The following is a 19,331-nucleotide window of genomic DNA, read 5'->3' as shown; positions in this document are numbered from 1 at the left end:
CTGGCATGCCTCGTCAGGAGTTGCTGGTCCCGCTGGAGGTACCGGCGGAGGAGCCGGAGACGGTGGCGTCCTTGATGCCGCTGACGATGGTGTCCATCACCGACACGTCGGGGGCCTTGGCGGCGATGTCGAAGCCCAGGTGCAGGGCCACCAGGCTCTTGTTGTCGCTGGTCGGGAAGACCACGGTCTCCACCGTGCCGTTGTTGCCGACCTTGGCGTCGACCTTCCAGCGGATCAGGTAGCCCGAGCGTCCGGCAACGGTGACCGCCTGGGACTCCAGCTGGGTGTGGCCGGTGATGGTGCCGTAGGCGTCCTTGACCGCGCCCGCGATGTCGGCCTCGGCGGCGGCCTGGGCGCCGGCGCTGACCGAGGCCTTGAGCGTGGTGGTGTTGGCGCCGCCGAGGGAGCAGGTGGAGGTGGAACCGGCGCAGGTGTAGGAGCCGATGGTCAGGGCGGCGTAACCGCTCTGGGTGGTGCCGCCGGTCCAACCGCTGGGAATGGGAAGGGATATGCCGTCGACGATGTCGTAGGCGGTGGTGCTGCTGGTGCCGGTGCCGCCCGTGCCGCCGGACGAACCGCCGGTCGAGCCACCGCCGCCGGTCGAGCCCGAGCCCCCGGAGGAACCCCCCGAGCCGCCCTCCCCGAACAGTCCGCCGCTACCACCGCCGGGGGCGGTGCCGTTGCCCGGCGTGGACACGGCGGCCTTGGTCGTACCGCTGTCACGGCCGTCCATGATCAGGTAGGTGGTCAGGCTGCCGACGCCGAGACCGAGCAGCGCCGCCACCGTCCCGGCCACCACCGTGGCCCGCCGGGGGCGCGAGCGCTGCTTCGGGACGTCGGTCTCGACGGTCAGCGGTTCGTCCGTCTTGGTGCTGACGGTCCATTCGGTGCCGTTCCACCACCGCTGTCCGGGGTTGGTGGGATCGGCGGGCTTGGGGTCCGGGTACCAGCCGGCCGGGGTTGTCGTACTCACAGGCGCAATCTAAGGGTTGTTGGATAAGCATGTGGTCAATCGCCTGTGAGGATCAGCTGAGAATGGGATGAGGCGCCGCCTACAGCGGGGTGACGTAGGCGCCGCCGATGCCGCCGTCGACCAGGAACTCATTGGCCGTCATGAAGGAGGAGTCGTCGCTGGCGAGGAAGGCCACCGCGGCGGCGATCTCCTCGGGGCGGGCGAAGCGGCCGAGCGGGATGTGCACCAGGCGGCGGGCGGCCCGCTCCGGGTCCTTGGCGAACAGCTCGCGCAGCAGCGGGGTGTCCACCGGGCCGGGGCACAGGGCGTTGACCCGGATCCCCTCGCGGGCGAACTGCACGCCCAGCTCGCGGGACATCGCCAGCACCCCGCCCTTGGAGGCGGTGTAGGAGATCTGCGAGGTGGCGGCGCCCATCAGGGCGACGAAGCTGGCGGTGTTGATGATGGAGCCCTTGCCCTGGCGCTGCATGTAGGGGAGGGCGGCCTTGCAGCAGAGGTAGACCGAGGTGAGGTTGACCTCCTGGACCCGGCGCCAGGCGTCGATCCCGGTGGTCAGGATGGAGTCGTCGTCGGGCGGGGAGATACCGGCGTTGTTGAAGGCGATGTCGACGCTGCCGTAGGTGTCGAAGGCGGCCTTGAACAGGGCGTCGACCTGGTCCGCGTCGGTGACGTCGACCCGCACGAACAGCCCGCCGACCTCCTCGGCCGCCGCCTTGCCGGCGATCTCGTCGATGTCTCCGCAGACGACGTGCGCGCCCTCGCTCGCCAGTCGGCGGGCGGTGGCCAGGCCGATGCCGCTGCCCGCGCCGGTGATCACGGCGGTGCGGCCGACCAGGCGGCGGCAGACGCTCTCGGTCGTTTCGTTGCTCATGTGCGCTCTACTCCTCGGTGGCGAAGAAGACGTTCTTGGTCTCGGTGAAGTGGGCAAGGGCGTCCGGGCCCAGCTCGCGGCCCAGTCCTGACTCGTTGAAGCCGCCGAAGGGCGTCCAGTAGCGGACCGAGCTGTGCGAGTTGACGGACAGGTTCCCGGCGTTGACGCCGCGGGCGAGGCGGACGGCCCGGCCCAGGTCGCGGGTCCACAGCGAGCCGGAGAGGCCGTAGCGGGTGGCGTTGGCCAGCCGCAGCGCGTCGGCCTCGTCGGTGAAGGGCAGCACCACGGCGACCGGGCCGAAGATCTCCTCGGTGGCGGCGCGGCTCTCCGGGTCCTCGGGGGCCAGCAGAGTCGGCGGGCACCAGAAGCCGGGCCCTGACGGCGCCTCGCCCTGGGCCAGGATCTTCTGGTCGGGCGTCAGGTAGGAGCGGACCCGGTCCCGCTGGAGGGCCGAGATCAGCGGGCCCATCTCGGTGGCGGCGTCGGCCGGGTCCCCCACGGTGACGGCGGCGACGGCCGGGGCGAGCTCGGCCAGGAAGTCGTCGTAGACCTCGCGCTGGACCAGGATCCGGGTGCGGGCGCAGCAGTCCTGTCCGGCGTTGTCGAGGAAGGACATCGGGGCGCTGGCGGCGGCCCGGGAGAGGTCGGCGTCGGCGAAGACGATGTTGGGGCTCTTGCCGCCCAGCTCCAGGGTGACCCGCTTCAGCTGCCCCGCGCAGCGGGACATGATCTCCTTGCCGACCGGGGTGGAGCCGGTGAAGACGATCTTGCGCACGCCGGGGTGGTCCACCAGGGCCTGCCCGGTGACCCGGCCGTGGCCGGGGAGCACCTGGAACAGGTGCTCCGGCAGTCCGGCGGCGAGCGCCAGTTCGGCCAGCCTGAGCGCGGTGAGCGGGGTGGTCTCGGCGGGCTTGAGCAGGACCGCGTTGCCGGCCGCCAGCGCCGGGGCGAGGCCCCAGGCGGCGATGGGCATCGGGAAGTTCCATGGCGCGATCACCCCGACCACGCCCAGCGGCTCGTGGAAGGTGATGTCCAGGCCGCCGGCCACCGGGATCTGCCGCCCGGTCAGCCGTTCGACCCCACCGGCCGCGTATTCGAGCAGGTCACGGACGTTGCCGGCCTCCCAGCGGGCGTTGCCGAGGGTGTGCCCGGCCTCGCGCAGCTCCAGCTGCGCCAGTTCTTCCGCCGCATCGTCCACCGCGTCGGCGAAGCGGCGCAGCAGCCGGGCCCGGTCGCCGGGGGCCAGGGCGGCCCAGCGGCGCTGCGCGGCGGCGGCGCGGGTGACGGCGACGTCCACCTGCTCGGGCGTGGTGACCGGGACGGTGGCGAGTACCTCCTCGGTGGCGGGGTTGAGGACCGTGAGGTGGTCGGTCAGGTGGTCGGTGGTCACTTGGGGCGGCTCACATTCGCTCGAAGGAGCGGAACCGCTCCCAGTCCGTGACGGCGGTGTCGTAGGCGTCCTGCTCGACCTCGGCCATCCGCAGGTAGTGCTGGACCACGTCGCTGCCGAAGGCGGTCTCGGCGATCTTGCTGCCCGCCCACAGCCCGGCGGCCTCGCGCAGGGTGGCCGGCAGGTGCTCGTAGTCGGCGGAGTAGGCGTTGCCGGAACAGGGCTCCGGCAGTTCCAACTGCTGCTCGATGCCGTGCAGCCCGGCGGCGATCATCCCGGCGACGGCGAGGTAGGGGTTGACGTCCCCGCCGGGGGCCCGGTTCTCGAACCGCAGCGAGGGGCCGTGGCCGACCACCCGCAGCGAGCAGGTGCGGTTGTCGCGGCCCCAGGCGACGGCGGTGGGCGCGAAGGAGCCGGGACGGAAGCGCTTGTAGGAGTTGATGTTCGGGGCGTAGAGCAGCGTGAGTTCGCGCATCGCGGCCAGCTGGCCGGCCAGGAAGTGGCGCATCAGGGTCGACATGTCGCCGTCCTCGCCGGCGCAGACGGACTTGTTCCGTTCGTCGCGCAGCGAGAGGTGGATGTGGCAGCTGTTGCCCTCGCGCTCGTTGTACTTGGCCATGAAGGTCAGCGACATGCCCTCCTGGGCGGCGATCTCCTTGGCCCCGGTCTTGTAGACGCTGTGCTGGTCGCAGGTGGTGAGGGCGTCGTCGTAGCGGAAGGCGATCTCGTGCTGGCCCAGGTTGCACTCGCCCTTGGCCGACTCAACCACCATCCCGGCGGCGCCCATCTCGTTGCGGATCCGGGCCAGCAGCGGCTCGATCCGGGCGGTGGCCAGCAGCGAGTAGTCGGCGTTGTACTGGTTGGCCGGGGTCAGCTCGCGGTAGCCGCTCTTCCAGGCGTCCTCGAAGCTGTCCCGGAAGACGATGAACTCCAGCTCGGTCCCGGCCCAGGCGGTGAGGCCGTGCTCGGCGAGGCGGTCCAGCTGGCGGCGCAGGATCTGCCGGGGCGAGGCGGGGACGGGCGTGCCGTCGTGCCAGGCGAGGTCGGCGGTGACCAGGGCGGTGCCGGGCTGCCAGGGGGTGCGGCGCAGCGTGGCCAGGTCGGGGACCAGGGCGAAGTCGCCGTAACCGGTGTCCCAGGAGGCCATCGGGTAGCCGTCGACGGTGTTGAGCTCGACATCGACGGCCAGCAGGTAGGCGCACCCTTCGGCCCCGTGGGCGAGGGTGTCGTCAAGGAAGAAGCCGGCCGCGAAGCGCTTGCCCTGGAGCCTGCCCTGCATGTCGGTGAAGGCCACGGCTACGGTGTGGATCTCCCCGGAAGCGACCAGGCGACGCAGGTCCTGGACACTGAGCGGGGGTTGACGTTCGGTCACGGGCGGGCCTCCGACTGCTTTCGATTGCTTTTCGAATGGACCGGCGGTCGAGCAAGCCAAAGGTATAGCCTTGTACCAATGAAAGGGAAGGGGGCTCGATGAGCGGGACTGCGGCGAGTACCCGTCCGACCGGCGCCGATCCGCTGGCCGCGGCGCTGCGGCCGGTGCGGTCGGGGAACACCTTCGAGGAAACCGTTCAGCGGGTGCTCCAGCTGATCCGGCTCGGACTGGTGCCCGTCGGTGAGCGGCTGCCCCCGGAACGGGAGCTGGCGGAACGGCTCCAGGTCAGCCGGGTGACGCTGCGCGAGGCCCTGAAGGTGCTCCAGGACACCGGACTGCTGGAGATCAGACGCGGCCGCTACGGCGGCGCCTTCGTCCGGCACGCCGAGCAGGACGCCCCCTCGGGCGACGGCGCGGAGCTGCGCCGCCGGGCCGGGCTGCTGGGCGACCGACTGGAGGACACCCTGCTCTTCCGTGAGGTGCTGGAGGTCGGCGCGGCCGAGCTCTGCGCCGCGCGAGCAATAGCCGGCGAGGACGAGAAGCGGCTGCGGGACTGCCTAGCCGCCACCGCCGTGGCCGGGCTCGACGACTACCGCAGGCAGGACACCCGGCTGCACCTGGCCATCGCCGAGCTCAGCGGCTCGGTCTCGGTGGCCGCCCAGTACGCCGCGGTCCGCTCGACCGTCAACGAGCTGCTCGACTGCATCCCGCTGCTGCCGCCCAACCTGGAACACAGCGAACGGCAGCACACCGAACTGGTCGCCGCGATCCTCGGCGGCGAGCCGGAGCGCGCCCGCGAGGTGATGCGGGAGCACCTGGCCGGGACGGCCGCGCTGCTGCGCGGCTTCCTGGCCTGACCGTCGACTTGAACATCACCTTGAACATCGCCTGACTTTCCATGACCCGCAGGACTCCGAAAATCGGGAGGCTGGACCCATGAACCGTCCGCTCATCGGCGTGACGACCTATCTCGTCCCGGCGGTCTGGGGGGTGTGGACCGAGAGCCAGGCCGCGCTGCTGCCGGTCCAGTACAGCGCCCAGGTCCAGCGGGCCGGGGGCGTCGCCGCGATGCTGCCGCCCGGCGACCCGGCGACCGCCGACGACGTGGTGGCCCACCTCGGCGGGCTGCTCATCAGCGGCGGCCCCGACGTCGACCCGGCCAGGTACGGGGCGCCGCGCGACCCCCGCACGGACCCGGCGCCGACCGAGCGCGACGCCTGGGAGCTGGCGCTGATCGCCGCCGCCCTGGAGCAGGACCTGCCGCTGCTGGGGATATGCCGGGGCATGCAGCTGCTGAACGTCGCCTGCGGCGGCGACCTGGTCCAGCACCTGCCCGACCTGGTCGGGCACGAGGGCCACGCGCCCACCCCCGGCGCCTACGGCGCCCACCCGGTGCTCCCGGTCCCGGGCACCCGGCTGGCGGCGCTGCTCGGCGAGGGCCCCCTGGACGTGCCCACCTACCATCACCAGGCGGCGCACCGCCTGGGCGCGGGGCTGACCGCGAGCGCCCACCACGCCGACGGCACGGTGGAGGCGGTGGAGCGCGCGGACGGCTTCACGCTGGCCGTGCAGTGGCATCCGGAGCAGGGCACGGACCTGCGGCTGTTCGAGGCACTGGTCCAGGCCGCGACCGACAGAGCCGCGATCACCGAAGGGGCTGGCGTGTACACGGCACCTGTCCCAGGATGATCCCATGCCTGACGACTCCGCATCCCTTCCCCCCGCGCCGCGCAGCGCGTTCCACGATCTGGGGGCGTTCATCGCCCTGCCCCGGATCAACTCCCTCACGCTCTCGCCCGGCGGCGACCGGCTGATCGCCTCCGTCGCCGAACTGGCCGCCGACGGCGCCCGCTACGTCACCGCGCTGTGGGAGGTCGACCCGGCCGGGCAGCGCCCCGCCCGCCGGCTCACCCGCTCCGCCAAGGGCGAGTCCGCGCCGACGTTCCGCCCGGACGGGACCCTGCTCTTCCTTTCCGCCCGTCCGGACACCGATCCGGCGAAGGACGCTCCGGCCGAGGAGGAGGCCGCGCTCTGGGCGCTGCCCGCCGGGGGCGGCGAGGCATACCGGCTGCTCGGCCGCCCCGGCGGCGTCGAAGCCGTAGTGACGGCGCGTCAGTCCGACCGGACCGCCGTCGTCGCCTCGCTGCTGCCCGGCGCGCAGGACGTCGAGTCCGACGCCAGGCTGCGCAAGGCCAGGAAGGAGGCCAAGGTCAGCGCGATCCTGCACGAGGAGGCCCTGGTCCGGTTCTGGGACCACGACCTCGGCCCCGCGCACCCGCACACCTTCACCCTGCCCAAGGTGTCTCCTGGGGCGCCCGCCGAGGCGGTGCCGGTGGACTGCGGTCCGCTCGGCCGGAGCGGGGAGACCCCGACGCTGTCGCCGGACGGCGCGCTGCTCGCCCACACCCTGGAGATCTCCGACGAGCCCGACCGGATCCGGTCCGCCGTCGCCATCGTGGACGCGGCCACCGGCAAGCGACTGCGGCTGATATCGGCAGCCGACGCCCAGTTCGGCGAACCGGTCTTCGCCGCCGACAGCCGCACCGTGGTGTGCGGGCGGGAGACCCTGTCGACGTTTGAGGAGAGCTACGAGGTGACCCTGTGGTCCTTCGACGCCACCGACGAGCAGGACCAGGGGCACGACCTGCTGCCCGACCTCGACCTCTGGCCCGCGCAGGGCGTCCCCTCCCCCGCCGGCGGCGCGGTGTTCTTCACCGCCGACCAGCTCGGCCACTGCCCGGTCTTCCGCCTCGACACCGCCGAAGGGACCGTCACCAGGCTCACCGCCGACGGCAGTTACACCCACCTCTCGGTCGCACCGGACGGCAGCACGCTGTACGCGCTGCGCGCCGCGATCGACGCGCCGCCCACGCCCGTCCGGCTCGACAGTTCCACCGCCGACCAGCAGCCCACCGAACTCCCCTCCCCGGGACCGGTCGGCGCGCTCCCCGGCAGCCTCACCGAGGTCACCACGGTCGCCGAGGACGGAACGCCGCTGCGCTCCTGGCTGGTGCTGCCCGAGGCGGCGAGCGCCCAGACCCCGGCCCCGCTGCTGCTCTGGGTGCACGGCGGTCCGCAGGGCAGCTGGAACTCCTGGACCTGGCGCTGGAACCCCTGGGTCGCCGCGGCCGCCGGCTACGCGGTCCTGCTGCCCGACCCGGCCCTGTCCACCGGCTACGGCCAGCAGATGCACCGGCGCGGCTGGCAGGACTGGGGCGGCAACCCGTACCGGGATGTCATCGCACTGACCGACGCCGCCCTGGAGCGCTCCGACCTTGACGCCTCGCGCACCGCGATGATGGGCGGCTCCTTCGGCGGCTACATGGCCAACTGGATCGCCACCAGCACCGACCGCTTCAAAGCCGTCGTCACCCACGCGAGCCTCTGGAACCTGCACTCCTTCGCCGGGACCACCGACGCTCCGCACTTCTGGCGGCGCGGCTTCGGCGACGTGCTGAAGACCACCGAGCGCTACGAGAAGTCGTCACCGCACCTGCGGGCGGCCGAGATCAGCACCCCGATGCTGGTGGTCCACGGCGACCGCGACTACCGGGTGCCGATCGGCGAGGCCCTGGGCCTGTGGACCGACCTGGTGCGCTTCGGCGTCCCGGCCAAGTTCCTCTACTACCCGGACGAGGGGCACTGGATCCTCAAGCCCAACAACGCCAAGGTCTGGTACGCCACCGTGCTGGCCTTCCTGGCCCACCATGTGCTCGGCGAGCCGTGGCGCCGCCCCGACCTGCTGTGACCGGTCGTCAGTAGGTCACCCCGGTGAGGTTCTCCGACACCGCCCACAACCGCTCCTGCGCGGACCGGTTGTGGGCCGGCGCGGCGGAGGCCTTGAGGACCGGGAAGCCGCGCAGCTCGAACGGGCCGTCGGGGCCGTAGTAGTGGGCCCCCATGGCGAGCGGGTCGGTGGCGGCGCGAAGCGTCGGCAGTGCGCCCTGCTCGACCGACTGGGCGAGCGGGGCGGCCAGCAGCGTGTTCAGCGGCTGCAGCGGGGCCGGGATGTGCCGGGTGAGCTCGGTCGTCGTGTAGCCGGGATGGGCCGCGAGCGCGATGGTCTTCGCGCCGGAGTCGGCCAGCCGACGCTGCAGCGCGTACATGAACATCAGATTGGCCAGCTTGGACTGGGCGTAGGCGCCCACCCTGCGGTAGTGGCGCTCGGACTGCAGGTCGTCGAAGTCGAGGCCGCGGCGCGCCATCTTGTGGGTGAGGCTGCTGAGCACCACCACCCGGGAGCCCTCGGTGTCCCGCAGCAGGTCCAGCAGCAGTCCGGTGAGTGCGAAGTGGCCCAGATGGTTGGTGCCGAACTGGAGCTCGAAGCCGTCGGCGGTGCGGCGGTGCGGCGGATGCATCACCCCGGCGTTGTTGATCAGCAGGTCGAGCCGGTCGAAGCGTTCGTGCGCCTCCGCCGCGGCCGCCCGGACCGAGTCGAGCGAAGCCAGGTCCAGCGAAAGCAGTTCGGTACGGCCGCCGATCGCCGCCGCGGCCGCCTTCGCCTTTCCGGGGTTGCGGCAGGCCAGCACGACGGTGGTGCCGCGCTCCGCGAGCACGGCGGCGGTCCGCAGGCCCAGGCCGGAGTTGGCCCCGGTGACCAGGGCGGTCCGCCCGGTCTGGTCGGGGACGTCGGCGGTGGTCCAGGCCATGCGGTGCTCCCTGTGCGATAGATCGTGCGCGCTGCGCAGCGAGCCTGATGCGCCCCCGACGCGCTGTCAAGAATCGGCGGAACCGGCGGTTGTCGTACCCGTGCGGCATGATGCGACGCATGACCGCACCTTCGTCCGCGACCCCGCCCCGGCTGATGCTGCTGGACACCGCCAGCCTCTACTTCCGTGCCTTCTTCGGCGTGCCCGACTCGGTCCGCTCCCCCGACGGGCAGCCGGTCAACGCCGTCCGGGGCCTGCTGGAGTTCATCACCCGTCTGGTCCACGACCACGCCCCGGACCATCTGGTCGCCTGCTGGGACGCGGACTGGCGGCCGCAGTGGCGGGTGGAGCTGATCCCCACCTACAAGACCCACCGCCTCGCGGCCGAGCCCGAGACCGAGGGCCAGGAGGAGGTCCCGGACACCCTCTCCCCCCAGGTCCCGGTGATCGCCGCCGTCCTGGACGCCCTCGGCATCGCCCGCGTCGGCGTCCCCGGCTACGAGGCGGACGACGTGATCGGCACCCTGACGACCCGCCACCCCGGCCCGGTCGACGTGATCACCGGCGACCGGGACCTGTTCCAGCTGGTGGACGACGTGCGCGGGGTGCGGGTGCTGTACCCGATCAAGGGCGTGGGGACGCTGCAGATCACCAACGACGCGCTGCTGGTGGAGAAGTACGGCGTGAACGGCTCCCAGTACGTCGACTTCGCCGTCCTGCGCGGCGACCCCAGCGACGGGCTCCCGGGTGTAGTCGGAATCGGCGAGAAGACCGCCACCAAACTCATCGCCCAGTACGGCGACCTCGCCGCCATCCAGGCCGCAGCCGCCGACCCGGACAGCAAACTCACCCCCGCCCAACGCAAACGCCTCATCGAAGGCACCGACTACCTCGCCGTCGCCCCCAAGGTCGTCAGCGTCGCCACCGACGCCCCCCTCCCCACCTTCGACCCCGCTCTTCCACGCGAACCCCTCGACCCGGTCACCCTCGAAGAACTCTCCGACCGCTGGGGCCTCGGCACCCCGCTCACGCGCCTCCTCGACACCCTCGCCGACGCCAAGTCGCAGAGCTCGTGACACGATCTTGTCGACAACGGCCATGTGTCCAGAAAGTCGCGTGACCGGTTCTGGATCAGACACGGTCCTACTCCTCCGGCTCCCAGGCGCGGAGCAGGTCGAGCAGCCCTGCGTCTCCGTCAACGTGCAGGGAGTCGGCCGGGATACGGTCGTACATGTAGAGGACCAACTCACTGGCCGTGCCATGGATGGAGGCGCCGGCTGCGTGCGAGTCCTCGCCGGTCGCGGCAGTGGGCGCGGGGATGCGGGTGGAGCGTGCGCCGTCGCTGTCGACCGTGAGGCGCCAGGAGCGGCCCTCGGCGGCGTGCAAGTCGAAGGCGGTGGGCTTGTGCGGCCAGGCGATGCGCGTCGCGACGCAGGTGAACAGGAACTCCTCGACACCGTCGAGGGCGATCTCGGCCGGCAGCGACTGCGGGGCGCCCGCGGCGAGCCGGGCGTCGTAGGTGTGCACCGCGCTCTCCTGGACCCGGTGCCGGGCGACTGCGCCGGAGGTCCGCGGCGTCTGCAGGGCACTCCACCACGCCCAGCAGCCGGCGTCCGGGCCCGCCTCCCGCAGGGCGCTCAGCAGAAGCTGCGTCGACGCGGCCAGCCATGCCAGCTGGGCCTCACGCTCCCGCGGCACTTCCAGAGCGGCGCGCGCAGCGGCGGCCTCGGCCGGGGGAGCGTCGGCGGGCCCCGCGCCGACGATGGCGGCCCAGAAACGGTCTCCCCCACCCAGGTGCTTCACCAGATCCAACAGCGTCCACCCGGGGCAGGTCGGCACCGGTGCGTCGAGACTGGGCGCGGTGGCGACCGCGGCGCGGAAGGCGGTCGACTGTTCATCGATCAGTCGCAGCAGGTCAGGGAACTCACGATTCTTTTCCACGCCGGATGTCTATCACCGTGCTCCGGTGATCGGACAGCGATTTTCACAGCCTGCGGGTGATCACCGGCGGCCGCGGCCGTCCCGCCCCGGCCGGACAGTGGGTCGGGGCGGCACGGCGACTGCTCACGGCCGGCGGAACACGAAGCTGAAGTCCTGTGTGCAGCGACCGGTCAGCCCCTGGTCGGAGGTGATCCGTCCGGCGGCGATGTGCTTGGTGACCTCGGCACGTGACAGCGCCAGGCCCGTCGCGATGACTGCCGTCGTCCTGAGCGGGATGCACTGCGCGAAGCGGACTCCGACGTCGAGGATGTCGGCCTTCGGCAGCTCGTCGGGCCGCATCTTGATGGTCCAGGCGTCGGTCCAGTCGAGTGTGACGTCGTTGCGGTGCGCCAACTGAGGATCGGTCAGCAGTTTCGCCGCGAGTTCGGGAGAGTCGTCACGGAAGCCGCTGAGCACCGCAGGCTCGATGGCGCGAACGTGGACGCGCTCCAGCACGGTCAGTTTGACCGTCCGGTCGCACCGGACGCACCGCGCCAGCAGCCAGATGTCGAGAAGCTTGTGGTGTGCGTTGACACGGAACCGTCCTTGGGTTCGATATGCCGTCGAGGGGCAGGTCCGGCATCGGCGCCGGATGGTCGGAAAGGTCGTCGGGCGTACGAGCCACTCTGTGGTGGCGCGCAGGGGGAAGGTGATGTCGTGCACCTGGGAAGGCCGATCTGCTTCGAGATCCTCGTTGCGAGATGGGCGCGGCACGGACGGATGGCCGTGGCGCCGGATCGATCAGCGGGTGCCACGTGGTGGGCAGCCGGACGGATGACCTGCCGAGGGCACGCTGAAGCAGACCGTCAGCGCAATGGCGCTGCGCGGCCCGGGGCCCGTCAGGGCGCGGCATGCCTCCTCGGCGCGGTGAACGTCTCAGCTGTTGTACAAGGGGACCGTCCTCGACGGAGCGTGCGGAAGCGCCGGTCGGCGGTCCTTGGGGGTGACGGCCAGAGGCTAACGTCGGCCGCCCGGGCCGCGCCACCGAAATTGTCTCTGCTGTAGTTCGCCGGACATGCCACGGCCCCACCCGCACGTCAGGCGGGGCCGCCTCGCCGAGGCTCCGCGGAACCGCTCGGCAGCCTCCAGACGTATCCGCTCCCGCGCCGTTGTCGGTGCCTGCGGCTAACGTGGCCGTGTGCCTGAATGAAGGAAGTCGGGAGGACAAGCCATGTCACACGTACGGATCCACAACTTCTCCGTCTCGCTGGACGGCTTCGCCACGGGAGAGGGGCAGAGCCTGGAGGCGCCGTTCGGGCATGCCGGGACGCGGCTGCACGAGTGGTTCTTCGGCACCCGCACCTTCCAGGAGATAATCGGCGAGAAGGGCGGCGAGACCGGAGTGGACGACGCAGTCGCCCGCACCTGGGACACGGGCATCGGCGCGGAGATCATGGGGCGCAACAAGTTCGGGCCTCAGCGCGGGCCGTGGGAGGACGAGAGCTGGCGTGGGTGGTGGGGCCCGAACCCGCCGTTCCACACGCCGGTCTTCGTGCTCACCCACCACCCACGCCCTTCCGTCGAGATGGAGGGCGGCACGACCTTCCACTTCATCGACGCGACGCCGCAGGAGGCGCTCCGTCAGGCGCGCGAGGCCGCGGGCGGCCTGGACGTGCGGGTCGGAGGCGGGCCGAGCACCGTCCGCGCGTTCCTGGCCGCCGACCTGATCGACCACCTCCACGTCGCCGTCGTCCCGATCCTGCTGGGCCGCGGCGAGCGCCTCTGGGACGGCCTCGAAGCCATCGAGGCCCGCTTCCACACGGAGTCGGTGACGACCCCCAGCGGCGTCACCCACGTGACCTTCACCCGGGCCGAGCGCCCGACGGACTAGCCCGGAGACATCAGCTAGCCGTCAACGGCCCTGGAGGGACTTGACGTTGTCGCCGAAGGTCCAACCCAGTGAACCGTCCCAGTTGACCGACCACGTCATGAGGCCCTTCAGCGCACCACCGAAGGCGTTCCACGACTGGCCGACCAGGCTCGGCGTCATGTAGCCACCGCCCGCGCCGGATTGGGCCGGCAGGCCGGGCACCTGCTTGTCGTACGGCACCTTGATCGTGGTGCCCTGGATGACCAGGCCGTTGTTCAGGCATGTGGTCTGTGCTGTGAAGCCCTGGACCGTACCGGCCTGGTAGGAGTCGCCGGAGCAGCCGTACATGCTGCCGTTGTAGTACTGCATGTTCAGCCACCACAGCCGCCCGTTGTCGGCGTACTTCTTGACGATCGGAAGGTAGGCGCCCCAGATCGACCCATAGGTGACGCTCCCACCGGTGACGTATGCGGTCTCGGGGGCCATCGTCAGGCCGAAGCCCGCGGGCATCTGGGCCAGCACACCGTCGATGATGCGCTCCAGGTTGGCCTGGGAGGCGGACAGGGTGTTGATTTGGCCGCTTCCGGTCAGGCCGGTCTCGATGTCGATGTCGATTCCGTCGAAGTTGTACTTCTTGAGGATCGGGACGACGGTTGCCACGAACCGGTCGGCGACGGCACTCGAGCTCAGGTCGATGCCGGCGGCGGCACCGCCGATCGACATCAGGATCGTCGCTCCGGCCGCCTTGGCCTGGCACATCTCGGCCGGGGTGGCGACCTTGACGTTGGTGTCCATACCGTCCTGCCACTCGACGGTGCCGTCCGAGAGGATCACCGGGAAGGCGGCGTTGATGACGTTGTAGCCGTGCGCGGCGATCCGGCTGTCCGTGATGGGGATCCAGCCCAGGCCGGGGTGGACGCCGTTCAAGGCGCCGTCCCAGTTCTCCCAGTAGCCCTGCAGGACCTTGCCCGACGGCCTGGGCTTGGTGGCGCAGGTCGCGCCCGGCGGCGTTGTGGTGGGCGGAGCGGTGGTGGGCGGGGCGGTGGTGGGCGGGGCCGTCGTGGGCGGGGCCGTGGTCGGTGGGGCCGTGGTGGGCGGGGGGCTGCCGCCGGGGCCGGTGAGCGACACGTCGTCGGCGTAGTACGCGGGCTGCGCGTACCAGCCGTGCAGGTAGACGGTCACCGAGGTGGTGTTCGGCCCGGTGGTGAAGCCGACGCTGAGCTGGCTGTATGACGGGCTGTTCGGCGTCCAGGTGGACGGGTCACTGGTGCCGCCGGTGCCGGTGGCGCCGAGGTAGACGTAGCTTCCCTGGACGTAGGCGCTCAACGTGTACTGGGAGTTGGGCTGCACGCCGATGGTCTGGGTGCACTGGGCGTCGTCCTGGCCGGTCGGCGTGGCCTTGAGCGCGGAGGCGCCGGAGTGGACCGGGCTGCTGACGGCCGCGCCGGAGCCGCTGGAGCAGGTCCAGCCGGAGAGTCCGCTCTCGAATCCGGAGTTGACCACCAGGTTGGTGGTGGCGGCCCCGGCCGCGCCGGAGCCGGCCACGACGATGCCGGCACCGATGACGGCGACAGCGCTCACCCCGGCGAGGGAGCGCCTGAGGACGGTTGGTCCGCGCCTGGCGCGGCTGGTCCGGTTCACCTGCGAGGGGGCCGGGCCAGGGCGGAATTCGCCCGACGGATGTGCCCTACGCGACTTCCGACGGAACATGCTGTGCTCCCTTCGCGCCGAGCGCCATAGACATGACAGACGCGTGGGGGCGTGACGCCCGGCCCTGGGTGAGATGGGGACATGTGGGGCTGTACCGGACCGGAGCGTAGAAGGGACGGCGAGGGCTCGTCAATAGGTCTGGACCAATAGGCGAGCGGAGAGACCAACCGGTAGAACCGATCGCTCAGAACGACGTGAGGATGCGGACGCGGTCGGCGGTCGATGCGCCGGTACGGCCGGTGATCGCCGCAGCGGCGCGCAGACCGCGGCCTCGGCCGGCTCGCGGGGGACCGGCCCGGATGGCCGTAGGGCACTGCGATCGGTTGTTCCGGGGTCAGGACGTGTATGCCTGGAAGGCGGAGAGTTGGGCAGCCGGCCAGCCGGTATTGCCGGTGAAGGTCAGCCGCAGGTACCGGGCGCGGGTGCCGGACGGGAGGGTGACCGTCACGGTGTTGCCGGTGGCGGGGTCGAAGGTGTGGCCCGCCGAGGCGGACAGGGTGGTGTAGCTGGAGTTGTCAGTGCCGGCGAGCACCGCGAAGGTCTCGGTACGGGTCGACCAGGCCGTGGCCGGGGGCAGCCTGAGGACCAGCCGGCCCACCGCACGGGTCGTGCCGAGGTCCACCGTCAGGCTCTGCGGAAAGGCGTTGTCGGTGCTCTCCCAGTAGCTGTTGGCGTCTCCGTCGACGGTGTTGGACGCAGTGAGGTTCTGGGTGTGTCCGGTGTCGGACGTCGCCGCGTGCAGCGCCAGGTCGGTGGTGGTCGGCGGAGCGGTGGTCGCCGGGGAGGTGGTCGGCGGGGCCGAGGCCGGAGGGGTGCTGCTGCCCGGGGCGGGCCCGGTGGGGGGCAGTGAGGTCGGCGCCGGGATCGAGGTCAGCGTGGGCGAGGTGCTCCAACCCGAGTTCCCGCTCCCCCGGTTGATGGCGAAGGTGCCCGCGGTGTTGTTGGGGTAGCCGTAGTCGTAGCTGCCCGCGACCTTGACGTTGGCCGCGGTCAGCCCGCTGACCTGGGCGGAGCCGGTGGTCTCGGCCTGGAACACCGTGGTGCCGGTCCAGTTGACGGTGTTGTCGGTGAAGTTCAGGCCGCTGACGGCGTAGCCGGAGCCGCCGCCGGAGACCATCTCGAACGCCTCGTAGGGGCTGTAGTCGACCGTGTTGCCGCTGATGTTCACGGTGGCATGGGAGAAGGCCGAGTTGTAGGAGTCGAAGCGGACGGCGCCCATCGCGTGGCCCCAGTTGGGGTTCAACGCGCCGGTCCGGACCAGGGTGTTGTCGGAGACCGTGGTGGTCCCGGAAAGCGGGGTGAACGGGGTCAGGAACGCCTGGTCGGAGATGGCGATGCCGCTGCCCAGCGCGTTGGTGTCGGCGATGGTGTTGCCGGTGACTGCGTTGCCGGAGCCGCCGTAGACCGCGATGCCGTTGGCCAGGGTGGGCTGGACGATGGTGTTGTTGCTGAGCGTGTTGCCGGTGTCGGGGGCCGGCATGGACCACAGGGCCAGCCCGTCGTCCCCGGTGTTGCGCAGGAAGTTGTTCTTGACCGCGTTGTTGCCGGCGTTGCCGTTGAAGTTCAGGCCGTCCGCGTCCGTGGAGAGCACGATGCTGTTCTGGACGGTGATCCCGTTGTTGCCGTGCTGGAGCCAGAAGCCCACATTGGTGTCCTGGATCCACAGCCCGTCGACGTCGGAGCCGTTTCCGAGCGAGCCGTTGACGGCGTTGGCGCTGCTGTCGTCGTGGCGGCCGACCGTGGAGCCGAGGATCGCGAAGCCGCTGAGGTTGACCGGGCCGGGGACCGCCGAGCCGTTGTTGATGAACTCGTTGGTGGCCAGCTGCGAGTACCAACTGCCGGCGCCGACGATGGTGGCCTTGTCGACCTGCAGCGCGGAGGTGATCCGGAACGTGCCCTGGGGTATCCACACCGGCACACCTGCCGACGCGGCGGCGGCGATGGCGGTGCGGAAGGCGTTGGTGGAGTCGCCGTTGCCACCGGCGTCCGCGCCCTTGCTGACCACCGAGACGGAACCGGCGGGCTGGGCCGCCGGGGCGGCGACGTCGAAGAAGTCGGCGACGTCGACGGTGTAGGGCAGGGCGGTGTCGCCCGGGTCCACCTGGAACTTCACGGTCGACCCGGCCGCCACCGAGGAGGGCAGCCGCAGTCGGACGTCGTCGTAGAGCTTGTGGGTCCTGCTGCCGGCGATGTTGCCGGTGCTGATGTAGCTGTAGGCGGAGGTGAGCGACAGCTCGGTGCTGACCTTGGTCCCGTTGACGTAGACCGACAGCTTGCCGGAGGCGCCCTTGGGGACGGCGTAGTGCAGGTCCAGCGCGTTGGCCGGGGCGGTCAACGTGAACTGCACGTACTGGCCCTGCCCGGTGAGCTGCACGGCCTGTCGGCCGGAGGCCTCGGTGGCCAGGTCGCCCTGGGTGTAGTCGGGCCCGATCAACTTGCCGTTGGTGCTCGCCCGCGCGCCCTCGGCCTCGTACTCGGTCATGCCGGGGACGACGGCGCCGCTCGCGCTCGCGGCGGCCGCGGCGGCGGGTTTCGCGGGAGCGACCGCGGCACCGGCCGACTCCCAGGGCGCGGCCAGCAGCAGCCCCGTGGCGGCTGCGGCCAGTGCGGTCACCCCGGCCAGCGCCTTGGCCCGCCCGCTGGTTCGGTACTTGTGGCGTGAGGCGCCGGAGCCGGGCCCTGCGCCCCGCCCGTCGTATCTGCTTTCGGTCATGCCTGGGGAGGGCGCCCGCTCGGCGTCGCCATAACACTAATTCCAGGCGGTCTGCTGACGGGGACACGAGCGATCCGGCGGTCACGGCGGTGGGGGTAGGGTCGGGAACGCACGACCCGGTCAGCCATGGAGAGCACAGATGACAGTCACGATCAGCAGCGCCGCCAACCCGCTCGTGAAGCGGGCCAGGCTGCTCGCTGACCGGAAGCACCGGCGCCGCGAGGGTGCGTTCGTCGTCGAGGGCCTTCAGCCGGTGTGGCGCGCCGTCGAGGCGGGCTGGGAGATCGAGTCGCTCATCGTCGCACCCGACCTGCTGACCGGCGCATCGGCGCAGCGCATGGTCGAGGAGCAGGAGCGCTCGGGCGTGTCCGTGGCGCGGCTCAGCGCGGACCTGTTCAAGCGCCTCGTCGACCGCGACGGCCCCGGTGGCCTCGCGGCCATCGTGCGAAGCCGCGCCGACGACCTGTCCACCCTGACGGTCCACCCCGGCGCGGTCTTCGTCGCACTGCACCGGATCAGCAATCCGGGCAATCTCGGCACGATCATCCGCACCGTGGACGCGGTGGGCGGAGCGGGCGTCATCCTGATCGGGGACACGGTGGACGCCTTCTCCCCGGTCGCGGTCAAGGCCAGCATGGGTTCGCTGTTCGCCGTCGACGTGGTGCACACGCCCGGGGCCGACGAGTTCTTCTCCTGGGCCTCCAGGCAGAGCGTGACCGTCCTCGCCACCTCGGGCACCGCGGACCAGGACCACTGGGACGCGACGTACGAACCCCCGTTGGCCTTCCTGTTCGGCAGCGAGCGGGAAGGACTGCCGGAGTCCATGCTGGCGGGCGCGGACAGCCGACTGCGGATCCCCATGGTGGGTACCGCGGAATCACTGAACGTCGGCGTGGCCGCCTCGGTCATGCTCTACGAAGCGCGGCGGCACACGGTCCGCGGCGGGCGCTGACGTCGGCCTACCAGCCGTTCTTGTGCGCCCGCGCCTCGTACAGCAGGACGGACGCGGACACCGACACGTTCAGCGAGTCGGCCGACCCCAGCATCGGGATTCCCACCCGCTGGAAACCGGCTTCGTACCACGGCTGGGAAACGCCGTAACGCTCACTGCCGACCACCAGCGCCGTCCGCCCCCGGTAGTCCAGCTTCCGGTAGTTGACGCTGTCGTCGGTGTCCGCGATATAGACCTTGAACCGATTCCGCTTGAGCCAGGCGATGGCGTCGCCGGCCTCGTCGAAGTCGAGGGACGGGACCTTGATGCTCATTCCCTGGCTGCTGCGCAGAACCTTCGGATGGGTCATCCGCGTCCGACGGTTCGTCATCACCAGGCAGTCCGCCTGGCAGGCGTCCATGGTGCGCAGCAGCGTGCCGAGGTTCCCGGGGATCTCCAGCGCGTCCGTCACCAGCACCAGCGCGTCATCACCGAATCCAAAGGTCGCCGGGTCCCAGTCGGGCAGCTGGGCGATCGAGAGCAGCCCGTCCGGATTGGGCCGCTCGGCCAGTCGCGCCAAGGTCTTCTCGGAGATCCGATAGGCACGCCGGGCGCGGTCCACGAGCTGTCCCGCCCGCTTGTTCGCCTCGTCCGAGTAGGCGGCCTCGGGGCACCACAGGAATGTCTCCACCGAGACGCCGGTCTCCAGAACGATGTTGCTCTCGAACAGTCCTTCGGCGACGAAGGTGCGGCGCGGGATACCCGTGCGGTTGTTCTGGATGTCCCGGACGAGGCTCGCCGCCGGATGCTGTAGGCCGATCTGCTGAAGTTCCATGCCGCCGCTCGTGTGTCGCCCGTGAAATGGTCTCAGCAGACGATACCCGGGGCAGCGGTGCAGGCCGGGAGTTGAACTTCGGCGGCGCCGGGGCCGA

General features: G+C 71.1%; 16 protein-coding genes and 1 pseudogene. 6 read left to right on the top strand and 11 right to left on the bottom strand.

Features of this window, described 5'->3' with window-relative positions; translation table 11 throughout:
- Positions 1-13: 13 nt before the first annotated feature.
- The 4 genes from ABH941_RS02890 to ABH941_RS02875 all read right to left on the bottom strand — a co-directional run bounded on the left by ABH941_RS02890 (position 14) and on the right by ABH941_RS02875 (position 4,606).
- On the bottom strand, positions 14-973 hold the full coding sequence (locus ABH941_RS02890) for a DUF2510 domain-containing protein (RefSeq protein ID WP_370126925.1): 960 nt from the start codon (positions 971-973) through the stop codon (positions 14-16).
- Positions 974-1,052: 79 nt separating this feature from the next.
- A complete protein-coding gene (locus tag ABH941_RS02885; RefSeq protein WP_370126924.1) occupies positions 1,053-1,844 on the bottom strand; it encodes a 3-oxoacyl-ACP reductase in 792 nt (263 codons plus the stop codon).
- Positions 1,845-1,851: 7 nt separating this feature from the next.
- Entirely contained in the window at positions 1,852-3,219 is a 1,368-nt protein-coding gene (locus ABH941_RS02880; protein WP_370127070.1) for an aldehyde dehydrogenase, read from the bottom strand.
- Positions 3,220-3,244: 25 nt separating this feature from the next.
- Positions 3,245-4,606 carry a glutamine synthetase family protein gene (locus tag ABH941_RS02875; protein ID WP_370126923.1) on the bottom strand — a complete coding sequence of 454 codons (1,362 nt, stop codon included), beginning with the start codon at positions 4,604-4,606 and terminating at the stop codon, positions 3,245-3,247.
- A gap of 98 nt (positions 4,607-4,704) precedes the next feature.
- On the opposite strand from ABH941_RS02875, the gene ABH941_RS02870 reads away from it, so the two are divergent.
- From ABH941_RS02870 to ABH941_RS02860, 3 genes are all read left to right on the top strand, one after another.
- On the top strand, positions 4,705-5,463 hold the full coding sequence (locus ABH941_RS02870; protein ID WP_370126922.1) for a FadR/GntR family transcriptional regulator: 759 nt from the start codon (positions 4,705-4,707) through the stop codon (positions 5,461-5,463).
- A gap of 79 nt (positions 5,464-5,542) precedes the next feature.
- Positions 5,543-6,295, top strand: a complete 753-nt coding sequence (locus tag ABH941_RS02865) for a gamma-glutamyl-gamma-aminobutyrate hydrolase family protein (RefSeq protein ID WP_370126921.1) — start codon at positions 5,543-5,545, stop codon at positions 6,293-6,295.
- A gap of 4 nt (positions 6,296-6,299) precedes the next feature.
- Positions 6,300-8,354 carry an alpha/beta fold hydrolase gene (locus tag ABH941_RS02860; protein ID WP_370126920.1) on the top strand — a complete coding sequence of 685 codons (2,055 nt, stop codon included), beginning with the start codon at positions 6,300-6,302 and terminating at the stop codon, positions 8,352-8,354.
- Between the two features lie 7 nt (positions 8,355-8,361).
- Here the strand turns inward: ABH941_RS02860 and ABH941_RS02855 are convergent, their stop codons facing one another.
- Positions 8,362-9,255 (bottom strand): oxidoreductase, encoded by an 894-nt coding sequence (locus tag ABH941_RS02855; RefSeq protein WP_370126919.1) that lies wholly within the window; start codon positions 9,253-9,255, stop codon positions 8,362-8,364.
- 119 nt (positions 9,256-9,374) lie between these two features.
- On the opposite strand from ABH941_RS02855, the gene ABH941_RS02850 reads away from it, so the two are divergent.
- Positions 9,375-10,331 carry a 5'-3' exonuclease H3TH domain-containing protein gene (locus ABH941_RS02850; protein ID WP_370126918.1) on the top strand — a complete coding sequence of 319 codons (957 nt, stop codon included), beginning with the start codon at positions 9,375-9,377 and terminating at the stop codon, positions 10,329-10,331.
- Positions 10,332-10,398: 67 nt separating this feature from the next.
- On the opposite strand, the gene ABH941_RS02845 is transcribed toward ABH941_RS02850, so the two are convergent.
- Both ABH941_RS02845 and ABH941_RS02840 read right to left on the bottom strand, forming a co-directional pair.
- Positions 10,399-11,196, bottom strand: coding sequence for a maleylpyruvate isomerase N-terminal domain-containing protein (locus ABH941_RS02845; RefSeq protein ID WP_370126917.1), 798 nt, complete (start codon positions 11,194-11,196; stop codon positions 10,399-10,401).
- A gap of 123 nt (positions 11,197-11,319) precedes the next feature.
- Positions 11,320-11,898 carry a DUF1062 domain-containing protein gene (locus ABH941_RS02840; RefSeq protein WP_370126916.1) on the bottom strand — a complete coding sequence of 193 codons (579 nt, stop codon included), beginning with the start codon at positions 11,896-11,898 and terminating at the stop codon, positions 11,320-11,322.
- Positions 11,899-12,406: 508 nt separating this feature from the next.
- On the opposite strand from ABH941_RS02840, the gene ABH941_RS02835 reads away from it, so the two are divergent.
- Positions 12,407-13,066: a dihydrofolate reductase family protein gene (locus ABH941_RS02835; RefSeq protein ID WP_370126915.1), complete on the top strand. Its 660-nt coding sequence runs from the start codon at positions 12,407-12,409 to the stop codon at positions 13,064-13,066.
- A 21-nt stretch (positions 13,067-13,087) separates the two neighbouring features.
- On the opposite strand, the gene ABH941_RS02830 is transcribed toward ABH941_RS02835, so the two are convergent.
- The 3 genes and pseudogenes from ABH941_RS02830 to ABH941_RS02820 form a co-directional block, all read right to left on the bottom strand.
- The gene (locus tag ABH941_RS02830) at positions 13,088-14,173 is read right to left on the bottom strand and encodes a chitinase (RefSeq protein ID WP_370127069.1); all 1,086 of its coding nucleotides are present in this window, start codon (positions 14,171-14,173) and stop codon (positions 13,088-13,090) included.
- Between the two features lie 39 nt (positions 14,174-14,212).
- A pseudogene (locus tag ABH941_RS02825) lies at positions 14,213-14,755 on the bottom strand (carbohydrate binding domain-containing protein); the annotation flags it as partial.
- A 334-nt stretch (positions 14,756-15,089) separates the two neighbouring features.
- Positions 15,090-17,468, bottom strand: a complete 2,379-nt coding sequence (locus ABH941_RS02820; protein WP_370126914.1) for a discoidin domain-containing protein — start codon at positions 17,466-17,468, stop codon at positions 15,090-15,092.
- A gap of 139 nt (positions 17,469-17,607) precedes the next feature.
- On the opposite strand from ABH941_RS02820, the gene ABH941_RS02815 reads away from it, so the two are divergent.
- Entirely contained in the window at positions 17,608-18,420 is an 813-nt protein-coding gene (locus ABH941_RS02815; RefSeq protein ID WP_370126913.1) for a TrmH family RNA methyltransferase, read from the top strand.
- A gap of 7 nt (positions 18,421-18,427) precedes the next feature.
- On the opposite strand, the gene ABH941_RS02810 is transcribed toward ABH941_RS02815, so the two are convergent.
- Positions 18,428-19,234: a TrmH family RNA methyltransferase gene (locus tag ABH941_RS02810; protein WP_370126912.1), complete on the bottom strand. Its 807-nt coding sequence runs from the start codon at positions 19,232-19,234 to the stop codon at positions 18,428-18,430.
- Between the last annotated feature and the right edge of the window lie 97 nt (positions 19,235-19,331).

Source organism: Streptacidiphilus sp. EB103A, from assembly GCF_041261405.1.
Classification (GTDB): domain Bacteria; phylum Actinomycetota; class Actinomycetes; order Streptomycetales; family Streptomycetaceae; genus Streptacidiphilus.
This window is presented reverse-complemented; position numbering and strand designations above follow the sequence as displayed.

Bases quoted from the DNA above. Each gene is read 5' to 3' on its own strand.
- ABH941_RS02835 (WP_370126915.1), top strand. From the start codon at position 12,407: ATGTCACACGTACGGATCCACAACTTCTCCGTCTCGCTGGACGGCTTC.
- ABH941_RS02820 (WP_370126914.1), bottom strand. From the start codon at position 17,468: ATGACCGAAAGCAGATACGACGGGCGGGGCGCAGGGCCCGGCTCCGGC.
- ABH941_RS02870 (WP_370126922.1), top strand. From the start codon at position 4,705: ATGAGCGGGACTGCGGCGAGTACCCGTCCGACCGGCGCCGATCCGCTG.
- ABH941_RS02860 (WP_370126920.1), top strand. From the start codon at position 6,300: ATGCCTGACGACTCCGCATCCCTTCCCCCCGCGCCGCGCAGCGCGTTC.
- ABH941_RS02885 (WP_370126924.1), bottom strand. From the start codon at position 1,844: ATGAGCAACGAAACGACCGAGAGCGTCTGCCGCCGCCTGGTCGGCCGC.
- ABH941_RS02810 (WP_370126912.1), bottom strand. From the start codon at position 19,234: ATGGAACTTCAGCAGATCGGCCTACAGCATCCGGCGGCGAGCCTCGTC.
- ABH941_RS02855 (WP_370126919.1), bottom strand. From the start codon at position 9,255: ATGGCCTGGACCACCGCCGACGTCCCCGACCAGACCGGGCGGACCGCC.
- ABH941_RS02850 (WP_370126918.1), top strand. From the start codon at position 9,375: ATGACCGCACCTTCGTCCGCGACCCCGCCCCGGCTGATGCTGCTGGAC.
- ABH941_RS02815 (WP_370126913.1), top strand. From the start codon at position 17,608: ATGACAGTCACGATCAGCAGCGCCGCCAACCCGCTCGTGAAGCGGGCC.
- ABH941_RS02865 (WP_370126921.1), top strand. From the start codon at position 5,543: ATGAACCGTCCGCTCATCGGCGTGACGACCTATCTCGTCCCGGCGGTC.